Annotated in this window: 17 protein-coding genes and 1 tRNA gene; 4 read left to right on the top strand and 14 right to left on the bottom strand. The window is 50.7% G+C overall.

The annotated features are described in order from the left end of the window. Window positions 1-24: 24 nt before the first annotated feature. Genes DXD02_RS13320 through DXD02_RS13310 form a run of 3 tightly spaced genes read right to left on the bottom strand, consistent with a single transcriptional unit; the run spans window position 25 to window position 2,399 of the window. Entirely contained in the window at window positions 25-1,419 is a 1,395-nt protein-coding gene (locus DXD02_RS13320) for an NAD(P)/FAD-dependent oxidoreductase (protein ID WP_055267487.1), read from the bottom strand. 24 nt (window positions 1,420-1,443) lie between these two features. After that, window positions 1,444-1,707 (bottom strand): hypothetical protein, encoded by a 264-nt coding sequence (locus DXD02_RS13315; protein WP_055221292.1) that lies wholly within the window; start codon window positions 1,705-1,707, stop codon window positions 1,444-1,446. Between the two features lie 23 nt (window positions 1,708-1,730). Then, window positions 1,731-2,399 carry an HAD family hydrolase gene (locus DXD02_RS13310; protein WP_055221324.1) on the bottom strand — a complete coding sequence of 223 codons (669 nt, stop codon included), beginning with the start codon at window positions 2,397-2,399 and terminating at the stop codon, window positions 1,731-1,733. Window positions 2,400-2,573: 174 nt separating this feature from the next. Here DXD02_RS13310 and DXD02_RS13305 point away from each other — a divergent pair, with 174 nt between their 5' ends. The 3 genes from DXD02_RS13305 (at window position 2,574) to pepF (ending at window position 5,795) form a co-directional block, all read left to right on the top strand. After that, window positions 2,574-3,395, top strand: a complete 822-nt coding sequence (locus tag DXD02_RS13305) for a Cof-type HAD-IIB family hydrolase (protein WP_055267485.1) — start codon at window positions 2,574-2,576, stop codon at window positions 3,393-3,395. Window positions 3,396-3,538: 143 nt separating this feature from the next. Continuing rightward, on the top strand, window positions 3,539-3,910 hold the full coding sequence (locus DXD02_RS13300; protein WP_055267483.1) for a hypothetical protein: 372 nt from the start codon (window positions 3,539-3,541) through the stop codon (window positions 3,908-3,910). A gap of 82 nt (window positions 3,911-3,992) precedes the next feature. Then, the gene (gene pepF, locus DXD02_RS13295; RefSeq protein ID WP_199607239.1) at window positions 3,993-5,795 is read left to right on the top strand and encodes an oligoendopeptidase F; all 1,803 of its coding nucleotides are present in this window, start codon (window positions 3,993-3,995) and stop codon (window positions 5,793-5,795) included. Between the two features lie 97 nt (window positions 5,796-5,892). On the opposite strand, the gene pdxR is transcribed toward pepF, so the two are convergent. The 3 genes from pdxR to DXD02_RS13280 all read right to left on the bottom strand — a co-directional run bounded on the left by pdxR (window position 5,893) and on the right by DXD02_RS13280 (window position 9,700). After that, window positions 5,893-7,299 carry a MocR-like pyridoxine biosynthesis transcription factor PdxR gene (gene pdxR, locus DXD02_RS13290; protein ID WP_055267548.1) on the bottom strand — a complete coding sequence of 469 codons (1,407 nt, stop codon included), beginning with the start codon at window positions 7,297-7,299 and terminating at the stop codon, window positions 5,893-5,895. A gap of 87 nt (window positions 7,300-7,386) precedes the next feature. Further along, window positions 7,387-9,060: a glutamine--tRNA ligase/YqeY domain fusion protein gene (locus DXD02_RS13285; RefSeq protein ID WP_022463080.1), complete on the bottom strand. Its 1,674-nt coding sequence runs from the start codon at window positions 9,058-9,060 to the stop codon at window positions 7,387-7,389. A gap of 151 nt (window positions 9,061-9,211) precedes the next feature. Beyond that, window positions 9,212-9,700 (bottom strand): Lrp/AsnC family transcriptional regulator, encoded by a 489-nt coding sequence (locus DXD02_RS13280; RefSeq protein ID WP_022463079.1) that lies wholly within the window; start codon window positions 9,698-9,700, stop codon window positions 9,212-9,214. Between the two features lie 289 nt (window positions 9,701-9,989). On the opposite strand from DXD02_RS13280, the gene DXD02_RS13275 reads away from it, so the two are divergent. Beyond that, the gene (locus tag DXD02_RS13275) at window positions 9,990-11,402 is read left to right on the top strand and encodes an aspartate ammonia-lyase (RefSeq protein WP_118659415.1); all 1,413 of its coding nucleotides are present in this window, start codon (window positions 9,990-9,992) and stop codon (window positions 11,400-11,402) included. Between the two features lie 113 nt (window positions 11,403-11,515). Here DXD02_RS13275 and DXD02_RS13270 read toward each other — a convergent pair whose 3' ends face one another. From DXD02_RS13270 to rlmB, 8 genes are all read right to left on the bottom strand, one after another. After that, window positions 11,516-12,688, bottom strand: coding sequence for an NAD(P)-dependent malic enzyme (locus DXD02_RS13270; protein WP_055267479.1), 1,173 nt, complete (start codon window positions 12,686-12,688; stop codon window positions 11,516-11,518). A gap of 347 nt (window positions 12,689-13,035) precedes the next feature. Beyond that, window positions 13,036-14,424 carry an MATE family efflux transporter gene (locus DXD02_RS13265; RefSeq protein ID WP_118666967.1) on the bottom strand — a complete coding sequence of 463 codons (1,389 nt, stop codon included), beginning with the start codon at window positions 14,422-14,424 and terminating at the stop codon, window positions 13,036-13,038. Between the two features lie 347 nt (window positions 14,425-14,771). Further along, entirely contained in the window at window positions 14,772-15,065 is a 294-nt protein-coding gene (locus tag DXD02_RS13255) for an AAA family ATPase (protein WP_117804327.1), read from the bottom strand. Then, window positions 15,044-15,640: a chromate transporter gene (locus tag DXD02_RS13250; RefSeq protein ID WP_118666966.1), complete on the bottom strand. Its 597-nt coding sequence runs from the start codon at window positions 15,638-15,640 to the stop codon at window positions 15,044-15,046. The genes DXD02_RS13255 and DXD02_RS13250 overlap by 22 nt, the downstream gene beginning before the upstream one ends. Then, window positions 15,637-16,203 (bottom strand): chromate transporter, encoded by a 567-nt coding sequence (locus tag DXD02_RS13245; protein ID WP_118666965.1) that lies wholly within the window; start codon window positions 16,201-16,203, stop codon window positions 15,637-15,639. Before DXD02_RS13245 ends, DXD02_RS13250 begins: the two co-directional genes overlap by 4 nt. Window positions 16,204-16,288: 85 nt before the next feature. Further along, a tRNA-Thr gene (locus DXD02_RS13240) sits at window positions 16,289-16,361 on the bottom strand. Between the two features lie 169 nt (window positions 16,362-16,530). Next, window positions 16,531-17,136 carry an RNA polymerase sporulation sigma factor SigH gene (gene sigH / locus DXD02_RS13235; protein WP_226906387.1) on the bottom strand — a complete coding sequence of 202 codons (606 nt, stop codon included), beginning with the start codon at window positions 17,134-17,136 and terminating at the stop codon, window positions 16,531-16,533. A gap of 39 nt (window positions 17,137-17,175) precedes the next feature. After that, window positions 17,176-17,898, bottom strand: coding sequence for a 23S rRNA (guanosine(2251)-2'-O)-methyltransferase RlmB (gene rlmB, locus DXD02_RS13230; protein ID WP_055221331.1), 723 nt, complete (start codon window positions 17,896-17,898; stop codon window positions 17,176-17,178). Window positions 17,899-17,917 lie beyond the last annotated feature (19 nt).

Here is a 17,917-nt window from a genome sequence, read left to right as displayed (position 1 = left end):
CGAAGGATCTTTTTTCGTTCTCTCTTATTTCATGCTTTTCAGAATGCTTCTCGCAACCGACAGTCCGTTTGCGCTTGCCTGCTGGAGGCCGCGGGTTACGGATGCGCCGTCGCCGATGGCGCGGAGGCCTTTAACGCTGGTGCAGAAGTCTTTGTCTACGACAACTTTGTTGGAATAGAATTTGACTTCTACGCCGTACAGCAGTGTCTCATCGCTGGCGATACCCGGTGTTACTTTGTCGAGGGCTTCGATCATCTCGGCAATGTCGACCATGATACGGTGCGGGAATACCAGGGAAAGGTCGCCCGGAACGGCATCTTTTAAGGTCGGGATCAGGTTATTGCGGCAGAGACGCTCTTCTGTCGTTCTTCTTCCGCGTTTGAAATCGCCGTACGTCTGAACGAGGATCTTGCCGTCGCAGAGCATGTTGGAAAGCTGTGCGATCTGTTTGCCGTACTCGATCGGGGTTTTAAATGGTTTCGTAAAGTTCTTGGATACCAGGAGGGCAAAGTTCGTGTTGTTTGTCTTGAACTCCTGGGATTTGTAGGCGTGACCGTTTACAACTGCCAGACCGTTTTCATAATACTCAGTTGCCACCTCACCGGACGGGTTCGTACAGAAGGTACGCACTTTGTCGTCAAAAGTCGGGGTATAGTAAACGAGTTTTGCCTCGTACAGGTTCTTGTTCAGGAACTCCATGACCTCGTCGCGGACTTCCACGCGGACACCGATATCGACGGTTCCGACCTCGGTCTCGATGCCGTGGCCGTTGCAGATATGTGAGAACCAGTCGGCTCCCTCGCGACCTACTGCGGAGACAATCTCATCTGCCTCGTAAACCGTTCCGTCCTCAAGTGTTACAGCTGTCGCACGGCCGTCCTTGATCGTAATATCATTGACCATCGTGTTGAATTTCATTTCCACGCCGATCTCTTTTAAGTGATCCTCGAGGCGGCTGTAAATCTTGTAGCCCTCCTCAGTTCCGAGATGGCGGATTGGACATTCGATCAGCTTCAGGTTGGCGTTGATCGCTCTGCGGCGGATCTCACGGATCTCTTTTTCTTTATCGACACCGTAAACATTCTTGTCTGCGCCGAAATCCAGATAGATCTGGTCGGACTCATGGATCAGCTCAACCGTCTTTTCATATCCTAAAATCTCCGGCAGATTTCCACCGACATCCGGGGAAAGAGAAAGCTTTCCGTCGGAAAATGCGCCTGCTCCGGCAAATCCCGTTGTGATCGAGCACGGTTTGCAGTTCACGCATTTTTTCGTTTTTCTCTTTGGACACTGACGGCTCTCGATCGAACGTCCTTTTTCGATCATCAGCACCTTCAGATCCGGTTTTTCTTTCAGCAGTTCATAGGCACAGAAAATACCTGACGGGCCTGCGCCGATAATAATGACATCATATTTCATTCTTTTTTAATTTCCTCTCGTTTTTTATCCCATCACGATCAGATACTGTCCGTCCGGCAGGGCAAAGACTTCGCTCTGCTCTTCTAATTCTGCATCCGACATTTCTTCCACGTCCATGCCCTCTTCTTCCATGTAGGCGCGCACGTCGTCCAGATTGTCGGCAACGACTGCAAGGCAGTCCTCCAGAAAGGCCTCTGCCTCATCGTAATTTTCAGCCACCGGCTCGTCGAATAACTGGCCCTGATTCATTAAAAATGTGTTGATGCATTCTTCAGTATATTCTCCCATTCTGGTTTTCTCCTCTGTTCGTTTTATTTTTCCTGATTCTTTCTGTGAAAAAGCGTTAAGATTTCCTCCGGCCGGTCGAGCAGCTCCATCGCATGGTTGTCGATCAGCTCCTGGCGCGGGCGGAATCCCCACGTCACACCAACGGTAAACATGCCTGCGGCGTTTCCGGTCTGCATATCCGTATTGGTATCGCCAAAGTACAGGCACTCTTCCGGTCTGGCGCCGAGTGCGTCTGCAATCGCGAGCGCACCGATCGGAGACGGCTTTCTCGGGATTTCTGCGGTCTGCCCCTGAATCCGGTTGAAAAAGCCCGGTCCGTACACGCTCTCCACGACGTGGATGGCCGCCTCGTGCGGCTTGTTGGAACATACGGCAATCGGAACTTCTTCCCGCAGCGCGGTCAGGGTTTCCCGCATATTAGGATACGGTTTTACGTGATACAGCGGGTCCTCGTTGAACCACGCGCGGCCAAGGCGGATGCCCTCCTGCAGATAGTTGAGCTCTGCATCTCCGGCGTCTTTTAAAGCGCGCTCCACTGCCAGATCGAAACCGTCTCCGGCGTAAAAGTTGAAGGCTTCTACCGGGCGCGGCACAAGTCCAAAATGTTCCAGAACGCGGTTGACTGCGTGCGCAATCGACTCTACAGTGTCTGCGATGGTACCGTCCAGGTCAAAGATACAAGCTTTTATCATATTCTGACTTCCCTTCTTTGTCTCTTTTGTTCTTCGATTTTCTTTCTTCTCTCTCTTCTTGTCCGCAATCATTATATCCTGTATTTTTTCCCTGCGCAACCATATTTTCTTTTCCGGCACTTTATGCTAAAATGAAACTGTTTTTCAGATTCTTGGAAAGGAAAAAAAGAGAATATGAATCAGACTGTGAAAATATTTTTTACCGATATGGATGATACCCTGCTGAATTCCGAAAAGCAGGTGACAAAAGAAAACATGGATGCCATTTCAGAGGCACTTGCTGCCGGCCACAAAATTGTGTTCAACACCGGCCGCCCGCTCTCCGGCTTTCTGCCGATCTTAAAAGAGCTCGGACTTGACCGCGAAGGCTGCTATGCCATCGCTTTCAACGGCGGACTGATTTACGACTGTGCTGCAAAGAAAACGCTGTACCGCCGCACGATTCCGCTCGAATATGCACGCGTGATCTTTGAAAAAACGCAGGAGGCAGGCCTCTACTGCCACACCTACTCCGACACCTCCCTTCTCTGCCGCCATGCAGGCGAGGAAACGCGCGTTTACACACAGGCAATCCACATTCCCGTCGTGGAAGATCCGCTTCTGCCGGAGCACCTCGCCGAGGAACCATGCAAGATGATCGTGATTGATCTCCACGACCGTGCAAAAATGGACGCTTACCGCGCTGCCATGGAGCCGTGGGCAAAAGGAAAAATTTCGATGTTCTACTCCAGCCCGCATTACCTCGAGCATGTCCCGGAACACGTTTCCAAGGGCCATGCCGTGAAAAAACTCTGCGAGCTTCTTCAGATTCCGCTTGCCAACACCGTGGCTGCCGGAGATCAGGAAAATGATATTTCGATGATCGAGGCCGCTGCCGTCGGTGCCGCCATGAAAAATGCGACCGATGCCGTAAAGGCGAGTGCCGATTATATCACGGAAAACGACTGCAATCACAGCGGCGTGGCGGAGATTCTTCGTAAGTTTATCCTTGCCTGATTCTGTTTCTGTGTCAGGAAACCTTCTTTTTCTTGTTTTCTTTGGCACTTTTTCCGAATTCTGTAAGATTTTACTTTCTTTTTTGTTGAAACTGTATTACAATAGTTTCAAAGGACGGCATTTGAAAGGAGACTTGAATCGAGATGTCACGAAAATCAAAACGTATTCTGCTTACTCTGGCTTCTGCCGCTGTCGGCGCAGCCTGCGGTGCGGCAGTCTATTTTATCCGGAAAGGAAAAGCAGATCTTGAAACAGATTTTGACGATTTTAAAGACGAATTTGAAGAGGAAGAGCCTGCTCCTGCTGAACGTACTTATACGACCCTTCCGAAAACGAAAGGTGCGGAGGATGCTGCACCGGATCCGGAATCTGCAGCTTGCAATAAAGGTTCCGAAACAGCTGATACAGAAGCTGAAAGCGAAACCGCAGAGTCCGAAGAAGAAGACGCTGAAAAAGAAAGCTGTGCGGATCGTGAAGTTTCTCCACAGGAAGAAAGCGAAGTAACCACAGAATAAAACCCAAAAACAGAATATAGAAACATAAGGAAGTAATTCCTGGGGAGGGAAACCTCCCCTTTTTTATGGAAAGGAGATTGTTATGGAACTTGCAAAACGCGATGACGTTCCTGTAGAACTTACCTGGGACCTGTCTTTAATTTATCCAACCGAGGAGGCCATGCTGGCTGATGCGCAGAAAATGAAAGAATTAAGTCTTTCTATGGAAGCATCCTACAAAGGAAACCTCACCGATGCAGCCACGATCAACCACTGCCTCGACGATTACCAGGAGGTCTACCGTCTGATCACACTGACCGCCAACTACTGCGATCTCGCCGTCTCTGTCGACTATTACAACAGTGCAAACCAGACGCGCAACGACCGCATCAACAGCCTGATCTCTGAGATTTTCAGCCGTCTCACCTTTATCGAGAGCGAGCTTTCCGAACAGTCCGAGGATGTTTTGAACGAGGCCATGCAGCAGTCAGATACGAACCGCTGCTATCTCGCCGAGATTCTCCGCAACAAGGCACACCGCCTGAGCCCGGAAACCGAGCGTGCCATTTCCGCTCTGTCCCAGACCTTCTCGGCTCCGTACCAGATCTACAACATGGCAAAGCTTGCCGATATGAAATTTGATTCTTTCACCGTAAACGGAAAAGAATATCCGCTCGGCTACTCCCTGTTTGAAGATAATTACGAATACGAAAAAGACACCGATATCCGCCGCAGTGCATTCTCCGCCTTTTCTGCAAAAATCAGACAGTACGAAAATGTAACGGCAGCTGCTTACAATGCCCAGCTGCAGACAGAAAAGACCATGGCCACGCTGCGCGGCTTCAATTCCGTCATCGATTCTCTGCTGTTCCCGCAGCAGGTCAGCCGTGAGCTGTACAACCGCCAGATCGATCTCATCACCACCCGCCTGGCTCCGCATATGCGCAAATATGCCCGCCTGCTGAAAAAGGTTCACAACCTTGACCGCATGACCTTCGCCGATCTGAAAATCGCCGTCGACCCGGAGTACGATCCGTCTGTCACGATCGAGGAATCAAAACAGTACATCGAAAAAGGCCTTGCCATTCTCGGTGATGATTACGTTTCCATGATTCAGGAGGCCTACAAAAAACGCTGGGTTGACTTTGCACAGAACCAGGGAAAATCCACCGGCGGCTTCTGTGCCAGCCCGTACGGAAAAGGTTCCTTTATTCTCTTAAGCTGGAATAACCGCATGGCAGATGTTTTCACGCTGGCGCATGAACTCGGCCACGCCGGCCATTTCCGTCTCTGCAACGGCGCACAGGCGATTCTCGATACCGAGGTTTCCTCTTATTTTGTCGAGGCGCCGTCTACCATGAACGAGCTTCTTATGGCTCATTATCTGCTGAAAACGACCCCGGACAAACGGTTCCGCCGCTGGGTTTTAAGCTGTATGATCAGCAACACATATTATCATAACTTCGTCACCCATCTGATGGAGGCTGCTTACCAGCGCGAGGTTTACAAGCTCATCGATGCCGGCGACAGCGTACAGGCTGAGACGTTAAGCAGCATTATGAAAGAGACCCTGCAGAAGTTCTGGGGCGATGATGTGGAAATTTCCGATGACGCAGCGCTCACCTGGATGCGCCAGCCGCATTACTATATGGGACTTTACTCCTACACCTACAGCGCCGGACTGACCGTTGCCACACAGGTCTGCAGGCGCATCGAAACCGAAGGCCAGACCGCTGTCGATGACTGGAAAAAGGTACTGACCGCCGGAAGCACGAAGACACCGGAAGAGCTGGCAAAAATGGCCGGCGTTGATATCTCGACGGATGCACCGCTTCTCGATACGATCGAGACGATTGGATCGATCATCGATGAGATCTGCGAGCTGACCGAAGAGCTGGGCTGCTGATCCTGTCCGCATTGTAACTCTCTATCAAACAGTAAAAACGGATTGTTCCGTCAGCTTTTGTTACTGGCGAAGCAATCCGTTTTTTTCATATCTTTTTTCACGCATTCCAGCACTTTTTCAGAATCGCAGCTGCCTCTGCAATCTCCTCCTCAGAAAGCCCGGCGTACCCAAGCAGCACTGTGCCGCCCTGTGCGGGATCTGCGGCAGCGCCGATGCAGTACCGTTCCAGCCCGTACACGCGCACGCCATCCTCTTTTGCCCGCTGCACCGCCTCCGCTTCGGAGAGTCCTCTCGGCAGGTGGACCAGCACATGGACGCCCGCATTCTCGCCGGACACCGTGTACTCCCGCCCAAACTCCTTCAGAAGCCGGATCAGCAGGTCGTGTTTCCCTTTATACTGTGCACGCATCCGGTTCAGATGGCGCTCGAACGCGCCGCTCCGCATAAACTCTTCCAGAATCTTCTGGTCCGTCTTCGAAACTGTCGCGGAAAAGCATCTTCCGTTCTCCTCGTAGGCAGGCAGCAGCGTCTCCGGCAGCACCATGTAGCTGATGCGGATGGACGGCGCAATCGCCCGCGAAAACGTTCCAAGATAGATCACTTTTCCCTCTGTGTCATTGCCCTGCAGTGCCGGGATCGGGCGCCCCTTGTAGCGGAATTCACTGTCGTAATCATCCTCAATCAGATACCGCCCATTTTCCCTCGATGCCCACGCAAGGAGCTGCATCCGCCGCTTCATCGGCATGACCATGCCCATCGGGAACTGGTGCGACGGCATGATGTACGCCAGATCCGCCCCGCTTTTTTCCAGCTCCGCCGGCCGCATGCCCGCTTCGTCCATCGAAATCGTACACATCGCATAGCCGAGCTTCGCAAAACAGCGGTAGGCACTGATGTAGGTCGGATTTTCCATCGCCACTTTATGGCCACGCCCTAAGATCACCGAAAGCAGCATCAGCAGATAATCATTTCCCGCTCCGACGATGATCTGCTCCGTGCGGCAGTTCACGCCGCGTGCGTGGTGCAGATAGTCGCGGATTGCCTCCCGAAGACCGTGCTCGCCCTTCGCATCCCCGAGCTGGAACAGGCTGTCATCTGCGTCCAGCAGGACTTCTTTCGAGATCTTCTTCCAGCTGTTCTGCGGAAATCCGCCCGGCGCCGTACCGGTCACGGCAAAATCGTAGCGGAACGGCATCTGTTCCGCGGCATCATCCTCTTTTGTCTCCTCTTTCTTTTCATCGAGGCGGTACAGCCCCTCAATCTCACAGACAAAGTAGCCTTTGCACGGCACACTCTCCAGATATCCTTCGGACACCAGCTGCTCATACGCCAGATCCACGGTACTCCGGCTCACCGACAGATAGCCCGAAAGCGCCCGCGCCGACGGCAGCCGCTCCCCTGCACGGATCCGCCCGCCGCGGATTTCCTCGCGGATAAAACCGTAGATCTGCTCGTAGAGCGGTGTCTTCCGATGCGGATCCAGCGAAATCGTCAATTCATTCATCTTCCCATCTCCCCTGACAAAAAGAACAGCCGCTTGGGATGTCGGTTTCATCCAGGCGGCTGCTCTGTTCCATTTCAAAATTCTTATTTATTTCGCTGCCGGTAGCTTGAAAGAGCTCTTCAGGGATACGATACGGTTGAACACCAGCGCATCCTCTTTGGAATCTTTTGCGTCTACACAGAAGAATCCGTTTCTGACAAACTGGAAGCTGTCATATGCTTTCGCATCTTTTAAAGACGGCTCCAGATAGCACTCTTTTAATACGGTCAGGGAATTCGGATTCAGGTTCATGGAACCATCCTCGTTGTAAACGCCCTTCTCCTCGTCGATCAGGTTTTCGTACAGACGGCACTCTGCTTTGACGGCGGTCTTTGCTGCTACCCAGTGGATTGTTCCTTTTACTTTTCTTCCGTCCGGGGAATTTCCTCCCTTGGACTCCGGATCGTACGTTCCATGGATTACGGTAATATTTCCGTTCTCGTCTTTCTCGCATCCGGTGCAGGTGACGAAGTATGCGTTCATCAGGCGGACTTCATTGCCCGGGAACATACGGAAGTATTTGCGGACCGGCTCCTCCATGAAGTCTTCGCGCTCGATGTACAGTTCTCTTCCGAACGGTACCTGACGGCTGCCAAGCTCCGGATTCTCGAGGTTATTCTGTACTTCCAGCATCTCAATCTGGTCTTCCGGATAGTTGTCGATGACAAGTTTCACCGGATTTAAGACTGCCATGGTACGGGCTTTTTTCAGCTTCAGATCCTCGCGGATGCAGTACTCCAGCATCGCATAGTCAACGGAGCTGTTTGCTTTTGATACACCGCACAGATCTACGAATTTCTTGATGGACTCCGGTGTAAAGCCTCTGCGGCGGAGTGCTGCGATGGATACGAGACGCGGGTCATCCCAGCCGTCTACCACGCCGTCCTCTACCAGCTTTTTGATGTAACGTTTTCCGGTAACCACGTTAGTCAGATACAGCTTTGCAAACTCAATCTGGCGCGGCGGCATCGGATATTCCAGCTCGCGTACAACCCAGTCGTACAGCGGACGGTGGTCCTCAAACTCCAGCGTACAGATAGAATGGGTAATGCCTTCGATGGCGTCCTCGATCGGATGCGCGAAGTCGTACATCGGGTAGATGCACCAGGTATCGCCGGTTCTGTGGTGATGCATATGGGCTACACGGTAGATAACCGGGTCTCTCATGTTGATGTTCGGTGATGCCATATCGATTTTCGCACGGAGTACTTTGCTTCCGTCCTCGAATTCGCCGTTTTTCATGCGCTCGAACAGGTCCAGGTTTTCCTCTACGGAACGATTGCGGTACGGGCTCTCTTTTCCAGGCTCGGTTAAGGTTCCGCGGTACTCACGGATCTCCTCTGCGGACAGATCGCAGACGAATGCTTTTCCTTTTTTGATCAGTTTTACGGCTGCCTCATACATCTGTGGGAAATAATCGGATGCGTAGTACAGATGATCTTTCCAGTCTGCACCAAGCCACTGGATATCGGCTTTGATGGAATCAACAAACTCGGTTTTCTCTTTCGTCGGGTTTGTATCATCGAAACGCATGTGGAACTCTCCGTTGTACTCCTGTGATAAACCGTAGTTTAACAGGATGGATTTTGCATGTCCGATATGAAGATAGCCGTTTGGCTCCGGCGGGAATCGTGTGCATACATGGTCGTAAACGCCCTCTGCCAGATCTTTGTCAATCGCAAGCTCGATAAAATTTTTGGAAACAACTTCTTTTTCTTCCATAATAAGGTCAGGCCTCCCTCGAATCTTTTCGTTTGGAGCACTGCCCCGAAAAGGGCGCAAAATGCTCTGTGTATTCTATCACTATAACACAAAAGCATTCTCCTGCAAAGCATTTTTTTCGGTACACAAAGCCGCCGGAGCGGACCGGTGCCTATTCTTCTGCCTCGTGTGCGGTCACCTGGCGGTGCTCCACGGAGGTCGAGAACACGATCTGCGTCCGCGTCCGTCCAAAATGCTGCAGCTCGCCGATAAACTGGTCGAGCTCAATGGTACTAACAAAAAGGCCCTCAATGAGCATGGAGTAATCACCGGTAACGCAATTACATTCCACGACATTGTGGACCTTTTCAATATAGGGATAAAATTCTTTTTTCTGAACCGGCTCAACCTCAAGGTTGATGAACGCTTTGATCGGATATCCCAAAAGCGCCGGATTTAATTTGACCTGATATCCTGTAATGTAGCCTTCCTTCTCCAGCCGCTCAATTCTGGCAGAAACTGCCGGGGAGGATAAAAATACGTGTTCCGCGATTTCTTTCAGCGGCATCCTGGCATTTTCCCGAAGGAGATTCAAGATTTTTGCATCGATGTGATCGAGCTCATGGCGCATCGCATCGTTCTTGCTTTTTTCATGTTTCATACGCTGCTCTCCTGTTTTTTCACTTTTATACTGTTCAGCATATCACGTTCGCCGTTTTTTGTCTACGAAAACGTGTCCTCGCGGAAACTGCTTTCGAAAAATAAGTAAAAGTGCCTCTTTCCCTTGGTATTTAAAATCAAATACAAAAATAAATAAGATTCCACAGTTCTTCGGCGGCGGTATTTACAAATTTCTGCCCTGGTGTTATTCTTCCGGTATCGAAAGGCAAAGCAAGAATTGTTTCAGACAATATACACAACTCAATGCGTGCAGAAAGAAGGAGATTATTATGAAGACAAGAATTGAAGCAGATTCCATTGGTTCCCTTGAAGTCCCATCCGACGCCTACTACGGGGTACAGTCCCTGCGGGCAAAACGGAATTTTCCCATCACGGGAACGTCGATCCACCCGGTCATGATCCAGAATCTGGCGAAAATTAAAAAGGCAGCTGCCATCTCCAACCGCGAAGCACAGAGACTGCCGGAGGAAAAAGCGGCTGCCATTATCTATGCCTGTGATGAAATCATTGCCGGCAAATTAAAAGACCAGTTCATCGTTGACGGCATCCAGGGCGGCGCCGGAACGAGTGCTAATATGAACGCAAACGAAGTCATCGCAAACCGCGCCATCGAAATCCTGGGCGGCACCAAGGGTGATTATACCATTGTCCACCCGAATGACCACGTCAACATGGCACAGTCCACAAACGACGTTATCCCAAGTGCAGGAAAACTGACCGTACTCGATCTGCTCCCGGATCTTCTGCATGCGCTCGAGTCACTTCACGCAGCACTGCTCGATAAGTCCCAGGAATTTGACCACATTTTAAAGATGGGAAGAACCCAGCTTGAGGACGCCGTTCCGATGCGTCTCGGCCAGAGCTTCCACGCTTACGCAACGATGATCGAGCGTGATATCCGCCGGATCGAACGCGCCAGAAAAGAGCTGTTCACCCTGAACCTCGGCGGAACAGCCATCGGTACGACGATCAATGCTTCCGATTACTATCTCCACCACATCGTGCCGACCCTCGCTGCTGTGACAGGCTATCCGCTGATGCAGGCGGACGATCTGTTTGACGCGACGGAGAACCTCGACGGATTTGTGACGATCTCCAACACGTTAAAGACCTGCGCCGTCAACCTCTCCAAGATGTGCAACGACCTGCGCCTGCTGTCCAGCGGACCGCGGACCGGATTCGGCGAGATCAACCTGCCGCCGATGCAGAACGGATCCTCGATTATGCCGGGCAAGATCAACCCGGTTATCCCGGAGGTTGTGACACAGGTTGCCTTCCATGTCATCGGAAACGACACCACAATCACGATGGCGGCTGAGGCTGGCCAGATGGAGTTGAACGCGTTTGAACCGGTTGTCTTCTACTCCCTGTTCTCTTCCATCACCTCGATGACAGGCGCTGTGAATACGCTTGTGAAGAACTGTATTCTCGGCATTACCGCAAATGAGAAACGGTGCGAGGATCTCGTTTCGAAGAGTGTCGGCATCACAACGGCGCTCTGCCCGTATATCGGATACCAGAAAGCGGCCTCGATTGCAAAGAAATCGCTGAAGACGGGCGAGAGTGTTACTTCTCTGGTTCTGAAAGACGAACTGCTGACACAGAAACAGCTCGACGACATTCTCGATCCGTACGCTCTGACCGGACCGGAACTGCCGGCCGAAGACGATCTGGCTGGCTGAATGTAACTGCTGCTTTCTTTCATAATTTCTTAACGATACGCAAAAAGGCTTCCCGGATTTCCTTGCTGTCCGGGAAGCCTTTTTCTGTCGTTTTCTTTTGTATCAAACTCTGTTTAGATTCTCGCTACGCCGCTCTTTCTTGCTGCCTCTGCAACGGCTGCTGCCACCGCATCTTTGACACGCGGATCAAAGGCTGCCGGGAGGATGTAGTCTGCGTTCAGCTCTTCATCGCTTACCAGGCCTGCGATTGCGTAAGCTGCTGCGACCTTCATTTCATCGTTGATATCAGATGCTCTCACATCGAGCGCTCCGCGGAAGATGCCCGGGAAGCAGAGTACGTTGTTGACCTGGTTCGGGTAATCGCTTCTTCCTGTGCTGACAACGGCTGCTCCTGCTGCTTTCGCCTCGTCCGGGAAAATCTCCGGCGTCGGATTTGCGCAGGCAAAGATGATCGGATCTTTTGCCATCGTACGTACCATATCGGGAGTGAGCGTACCCGGCGCAGAAACGCCAATAAAAATATCGGCTCCTTTGATTACCTCTGCAAGCGTGCCCTTCTCATGGTTGTAGTTTGTGATCTTCGCCATCTCCTCTTTGATCGGGTTGAGGCCGTCGCGTCCCTCGTAAATCGCACCTTTGCGGTCTGTCATGATGACGTTTTTGAGACCCATCGAAATCAGCAGGCGGATAATGGCGATTCCGGCTGCACCGGCTCCTGAGGTAACAATTTTGACTTCATCCAGTTTCTTTCCAACCAGTTTCAGCGCATTGATGACACCGGCCAGTGTGATCACGGCTGTTCCATGCTGATCATCGTGGAAAATCGGAATATCACAGCATTCCTTTAATTTCTTCTCGATCTCAAAACATCTCGGTGCGGAGATGTCCTCCAGGTTGACACCGCCGAAGCTTCCTGCGAGAAGACGCACGGTATTGACAATATCATCCACATCCTTGCTGCGCACGCAGAGCGGGATTGCATCGACACCACCGAATTCTTTAAACAGCACGCATTTTCCTTCCATGACCGGCATGCCGGCCTCCGGGCCGATATCTCCAAGTCCGAGAACTGCGGTTCCATCTGTAACAACAGCTACCGTGTTCCATCTTCTGGTCAGCTCGTAGCTCTTGTTGACATCTTTCTGAATTTCCAGGCACGGCGCCGCCACACCCGGTGTATAGGCAAGACTCAAGGCATCTTTTGTATCTACGGCCGCCCGGGAAGTGACCTCAAGCTTTCCGCGTAATTCATAGTGCATCTTTAATGATTCTTTTGCGTAATCCATCGCTTTTTTCCTCCATTTCATGTGTGACTGCGTCTCATTAATAATAGGAAGAGAGATTCACGCGTCACACGGGATGTCTGTTCGCTGCACCCCTATTATAACAAGCGTTCTCTAAATTTCAACCGGTGTTTTGATTAATGAAAAAATTTCCACTTTTCCACCAAAAACAGCTGCTTCATTTGCGAAATTTTATCAAAAATACTCTTTTTCTTTCTCTCAGCCGCAGTCCGATCCTGCCCGGAGGGCTTTTTTTGCTTTACAGTAAAATTCAACAAAGTTTTTTATAAAGCAAAAAATCTGCCCGCCTCCCATCCTTTTCAGACTGGAAAACAGACAGATTTTTTTCTTTACTCCGCCACAATATTCTGCAGCCAGACTCCTTTCTTGACAAGGACAAATCCAATCACGCACTTGATCAGGTCAACCGACATAACCATAAAGTAGATTGCGTAGATCGAAAGTCCGGTAAAACGGCTCAGGCAGAAAGCCACCGGCACACTGACAACCCAGATGAAGACGCTGTCGAACAGGAACGTGATGATCGTTTTTCCACCGGAGCGCAGGGTAAAGTAGCTTGCATGCAGGAATGCATTGACCGGCATGAACATGGCCACTTCCACGATGAAGATTGCCGCCATGTGGCGTACTTCGTCCGTCGTGTTGTAGAGGCGTGGGAAGATTGGAGCCACGAGCGCCATCAGCGCGCCGATCACAATGCAGAGTAATACGGAAAACGTGATCAGCTTCGTATCGGTATCCTTTGCCTCTTCCATCCTTCCGGCTCCGAGGAGCTGTCCGACGATGATGGCAACGGAATCGCCGAGTGCGATGAAAACGACGTTGAACAGGTTCGAGATCGTGTTGGAGATATTCATCGCGGCTACGACATTCAGTCCACGCACGGAGTAACACTGCATCAGGATCGCAACGCCGCCTGCCCAGAACGTTTCGTTCAGCATCAGCGGTGTTCCTTTGATAAGGATCTGTTTCGTCAAAGCCGCCGGAACACGGATCGTGCGGTACAGATGCTTCGTAAAACGATATTTTTCTTTGTTTCCATGCGTGCGGATCAGCACAATCGCCATCTCCACGTAACGGGACAGCACCGTTGCGGCTGCCGCGCCGACAACGCCGAGCTGCGGTGCACCGAATTTTCCGTAGATTAAAATGTAGTTAAAAACCAGATTAACGAAGACAGCGGTAATACCGGCCTTCATCGGAAGCATTGTCTCGCCGCATTCGCGCAGCGTGCTGGCATAAAGCTGCACAAACAGGAACGGCGGGAGTCCTACCAGCATGACCTTCATATAAGAAATGCCATAGGCTAATGTCGCATTCATGTCCTGGCTTCCCTGATCGCCTGTCAGGTAGAGACGAATCAGAGGCTCGTGCGCACCAAGGAAAATAGTGATTGCCGCTGCCGTCAGGATCACGCCGATCCAGAGCTTGAAGCGGAAGGTGTTTCGCACACCCTCGTCGTTGCCCTGTCCGAAATACTGCGCAGTGAAGATTCCTGCGCCAGACACGCCTCCAAAGATACAGAGGTTATAGATAAAAAGAAGCTGATTGACGATCGCAACACCGGACATCTGCTCGGTGCCGACCTGTCCTACCATGATGTTGTCGAGAAGGCTGACAAAGTTGGTGATACCGTTCTGAATCATAATCGGCATCGCAACGCCAAGCACCATCAGGTAAAACCGTTTGTTCCCAATAAATTTTCTGTGTTTCTGCATGGTTTCCCCCTTTTCTTGCTGTATAAAATAAATGACATAAATCGGAGCCTTTCTGGATTTCTCCAGGCAGGCCCCGAACAGTAATGTTTATTATACACGATTCATGTTTAGAAAGAAAGATCCTTTTTATCTTTTTTCTGGCTTTTTTTGACATCTTAATTTCAGAGCATTAAACAGCCTCAACAATAAGATAAACATAACTCCCCATATTACCCATGCCGCAAAGCACCCAATTCCCTGATAGCGGATATCTACCATTATTCCAATAATAAAAGGAAGTGACATAAACATAATTACTGCCATTATAAAATCAAAAATAATGTATAACACTATGTTTACCTTCCCTATTAAGAATCTGCTGTTTGATATTCATCCTGTATTTTCTGATTTGCCGCCTGACCAATATTAAGCTTTTCAAACATTTCTTCTGTATCCAGACCTCTGCTGTAGTACGCAGTCATCATATCCGCTGTGATCGATTTTCCAAATCTTCTGGGGCGGCTGTTGCAGATAAACTTCGATGTTGTGTCAATCACACTGTTGGTGTATTCCAGCAATCCTGTTTTATCGATATATATTTTTGAGTTTAATACGTCCTGAAAAGCATTCACCTTTGAATTTAAAAAATCGTCCCACAGCATGCCGCAAATTTTTCCACCAGCGCCACTGCCACCTTCATCACCCCGGCCAGTACCATCACAAAGATTGGGTTCTTTTTGCCTTTCTGCAGCAGGATGAGGCTGATGATAAAGATCACGACAAGACTCCAGTTCGTCTGCGCCAGCCGGATCACGGTATCTCCTTCACTGCTCCAAAACGCCGTGACCAGAATTGAAATCCCTGCGGAACCGATCATCGCCACAACCGCCGGGCGGAGGGAGCGGAGGATGCCCTGGAGCATTGCCATTTCACGGTATTTTAAATAGAGTTTCGCAAGCAATGTGACAAGAATACACGACGGCAGAATACAGCCAAACGTTGCCGCAAGTGCGCCCGGAACACCAGCGATTTTAATTCCGACGAACGTAGCCGAATTGACTGCGATCGGCCCCGGCGTCATCTGGGAGATGGTAATCAGATCCGTAAACTCCGACATCGACAGCCAGCCGTGTCCCTGCACCACCTGCCCCTGAATCAACGGCATGGCGGCATAGCCTCCGCCGAAGCTGAACAGGCCGATCTGGAAAAAGCTTAAAAATAACTGAAGATAGATCATTTCGCACCCCTCCGTTTCGCCAGAATCGTCCGCACCGCACCGATGGCACCGCAGACCAGTACAATATAAATCACGTTGACCTTGAAAAAACAGGCTGCTGCAAACGCACAGACAAGAATCACCAGCGACAGTGGATCTTTTTCTTTCACAACCCCGGCTCCCATCTCATACGTCACAGATGCAATCACTGCTCCGACACCTGCCTGCATCCCTTCCAGCATCTGACTCACAAAAAAATTATCCCGAAACGCCTGGTAGCAGACCGAAATCACAGAGATAACCAGAAACGGCGGAATAATCGTTCCAATAATGGAAACCAGCACACCGATCAGCCCCGCCAGCTTATACCCGACGACAATCGCTCCGTTTACCGCAATCGGCCCCGGCGACGACTGTGCAATCGCTACCAGGTCCAGCATCTCATTTTCCTCAATCCAGTGGTACTCATCCACGAACTTTTTCTTCATCAGCGTCACAATCACATACCCGCCTCCGAACGTAAACGCGCTCAGATACAGCGTGGAAAGGAACAGCTTCTGCAGTACCTTACGTTTTGACTCCATTCTTTTCACCTCGTTTTTTCCGATCTGTCTCCCGTTGTTTTTATATAATGAAAAAATCCCGGTTTCCCGGGATCTTTCTTAAGTAAGCTGATGACGGGAATCGAACCCGTGACCTCCGCCTTACCAAGGCGACGCTCTACCGACTGAGCCACATCAGCATTCGCAAGTTGTTTTGTTTTTTGTTAGCTCCTTGCTACATTTGGTATTCTATCAAAACTATAGTGAATTGTCAACAGTTTTTTCTACAAATTTGAAAATTTTTATTTGTTCACAGATTTTCCTGCACTTTTGACAATTCACCGTAATTTTTTCGGTCGTTTTTCCATCTCACGAACAGACCTCCCGCACTTTACTGCGGATTCTCTGCAGTGCATTGTCGATTGCCTTCGGCTGCTTTCCAAGTTTTTCTGCAATCTGCGTATAATCGTACCCTTTCAGATACAATTCCAGCACCTGGTACTCAAATTTGCTGAGCCGTTCTTTGATCCGCTCATGCATGCCGATTACGTTTTCCCGGCTGATCATGATCTCCTCCGGTGTCTCCTCGTCCACCAGGCGCAGCTCCTGCTCGGAAACCGGTTCACTTAACGAGACGAAGCTGTTCAGCGGCTGATGCTTCTGGCGCTGGGACGATGCCACTGCCGAATACATCTGACGGTCGATGCACAGGCCGGCGAAGGTGGCAAACGATGCCTCCTTCCCCGGTTTGTAGTCACGCACTGCCTTAAAAAGTCCGAGCATGCCCTCCTGGATCAGATCCTCGTGATCTCCGCCCACCAGGTACAGCGCCCTCGCCCTGGTCCGCACCAGCGATTTGTATTTGTCGATCAGATAATCGGTAATCTCGCGTTCTCCTGCCCGCAGACGCGCAATCAGCTCCTCATCCGTACAGGTATCGTAATCTTTCACCATCATATCTCTTGTATCCTTCATCTTTCTTCCGCCGGAGCGTAATGTGATTTTCCGCAATTTCTAGCAGCTTCTCTGTCTTACAATCTCATAAGCGAGCACGCCGGCTGCCACGGAAGCGTTCAGAGAGTCGATATCGCCTTTCATCGGAATTGTGGCTGTGAAGTCGCAGTTTTCTCTCACCAGACGGCTGACACCCTCTCCCTCATTTCCGATTACAAGGCCGATCGGTCCTTTGAGGTCGAGATCATACATTCTCTGTCCGTTCATGTCCGCGCAGACAAACCAGATGCCCTTTTCCTTCAGCATTTCCATGGTCTGCACCAGATTCGTCACCTTTGCCACCGGTGTGTAATTTAATGCACCTGCCGACGTTTTGGCAACGGTTGCTGTCAGGCCGACTGCGCGGTGCTTCGGCACGATGACACCATGTGCGCCTGCCAGGTTTGCGGTACGGATGATCGCACCGAGGTTATGCGGATCCTCAATGCCGTCCAGCAGAAGGATAAATGGCGGCTCTCCTTTCTCCTCTGCGCGCGCGAGGATGTCCTCAACGGTTGCATAACTGTAGGAAGCCACCTGTGCAATGACACCCTGATGCTTTCCGGTGGTGGACAGCTCGTCAAGACGTTCTTTTTCTACATAATTGATGATGGTATCGTGTTTTTTCGCCTCACGGATGATCGTGCGGATCGGGCCGTCCTGGCTGCTTGCAAGGACGAACAGCTTGTCCACGGTCTTGCCGGAGCGGAACGCCTCGATGACAGCATTTCTTCCCTCTACCATGCCGCCTGTAAACTCCTCA

It is taken from the genome of Blautia sp. TF10-30 (genome assembly GCF_003481245.1).
GTDB classification, from domain to species: Bacteria; Bacillota; Clostridia; order Lachnospirales; family Lachnospiraceae; genus Fusicatenibacter; species Fusicatenibacter saccharivorans.
Note: the sequence above shows the minus strand (reverse complement) of the source record. Positions and strands in the feature narration are given on the sequence as shown.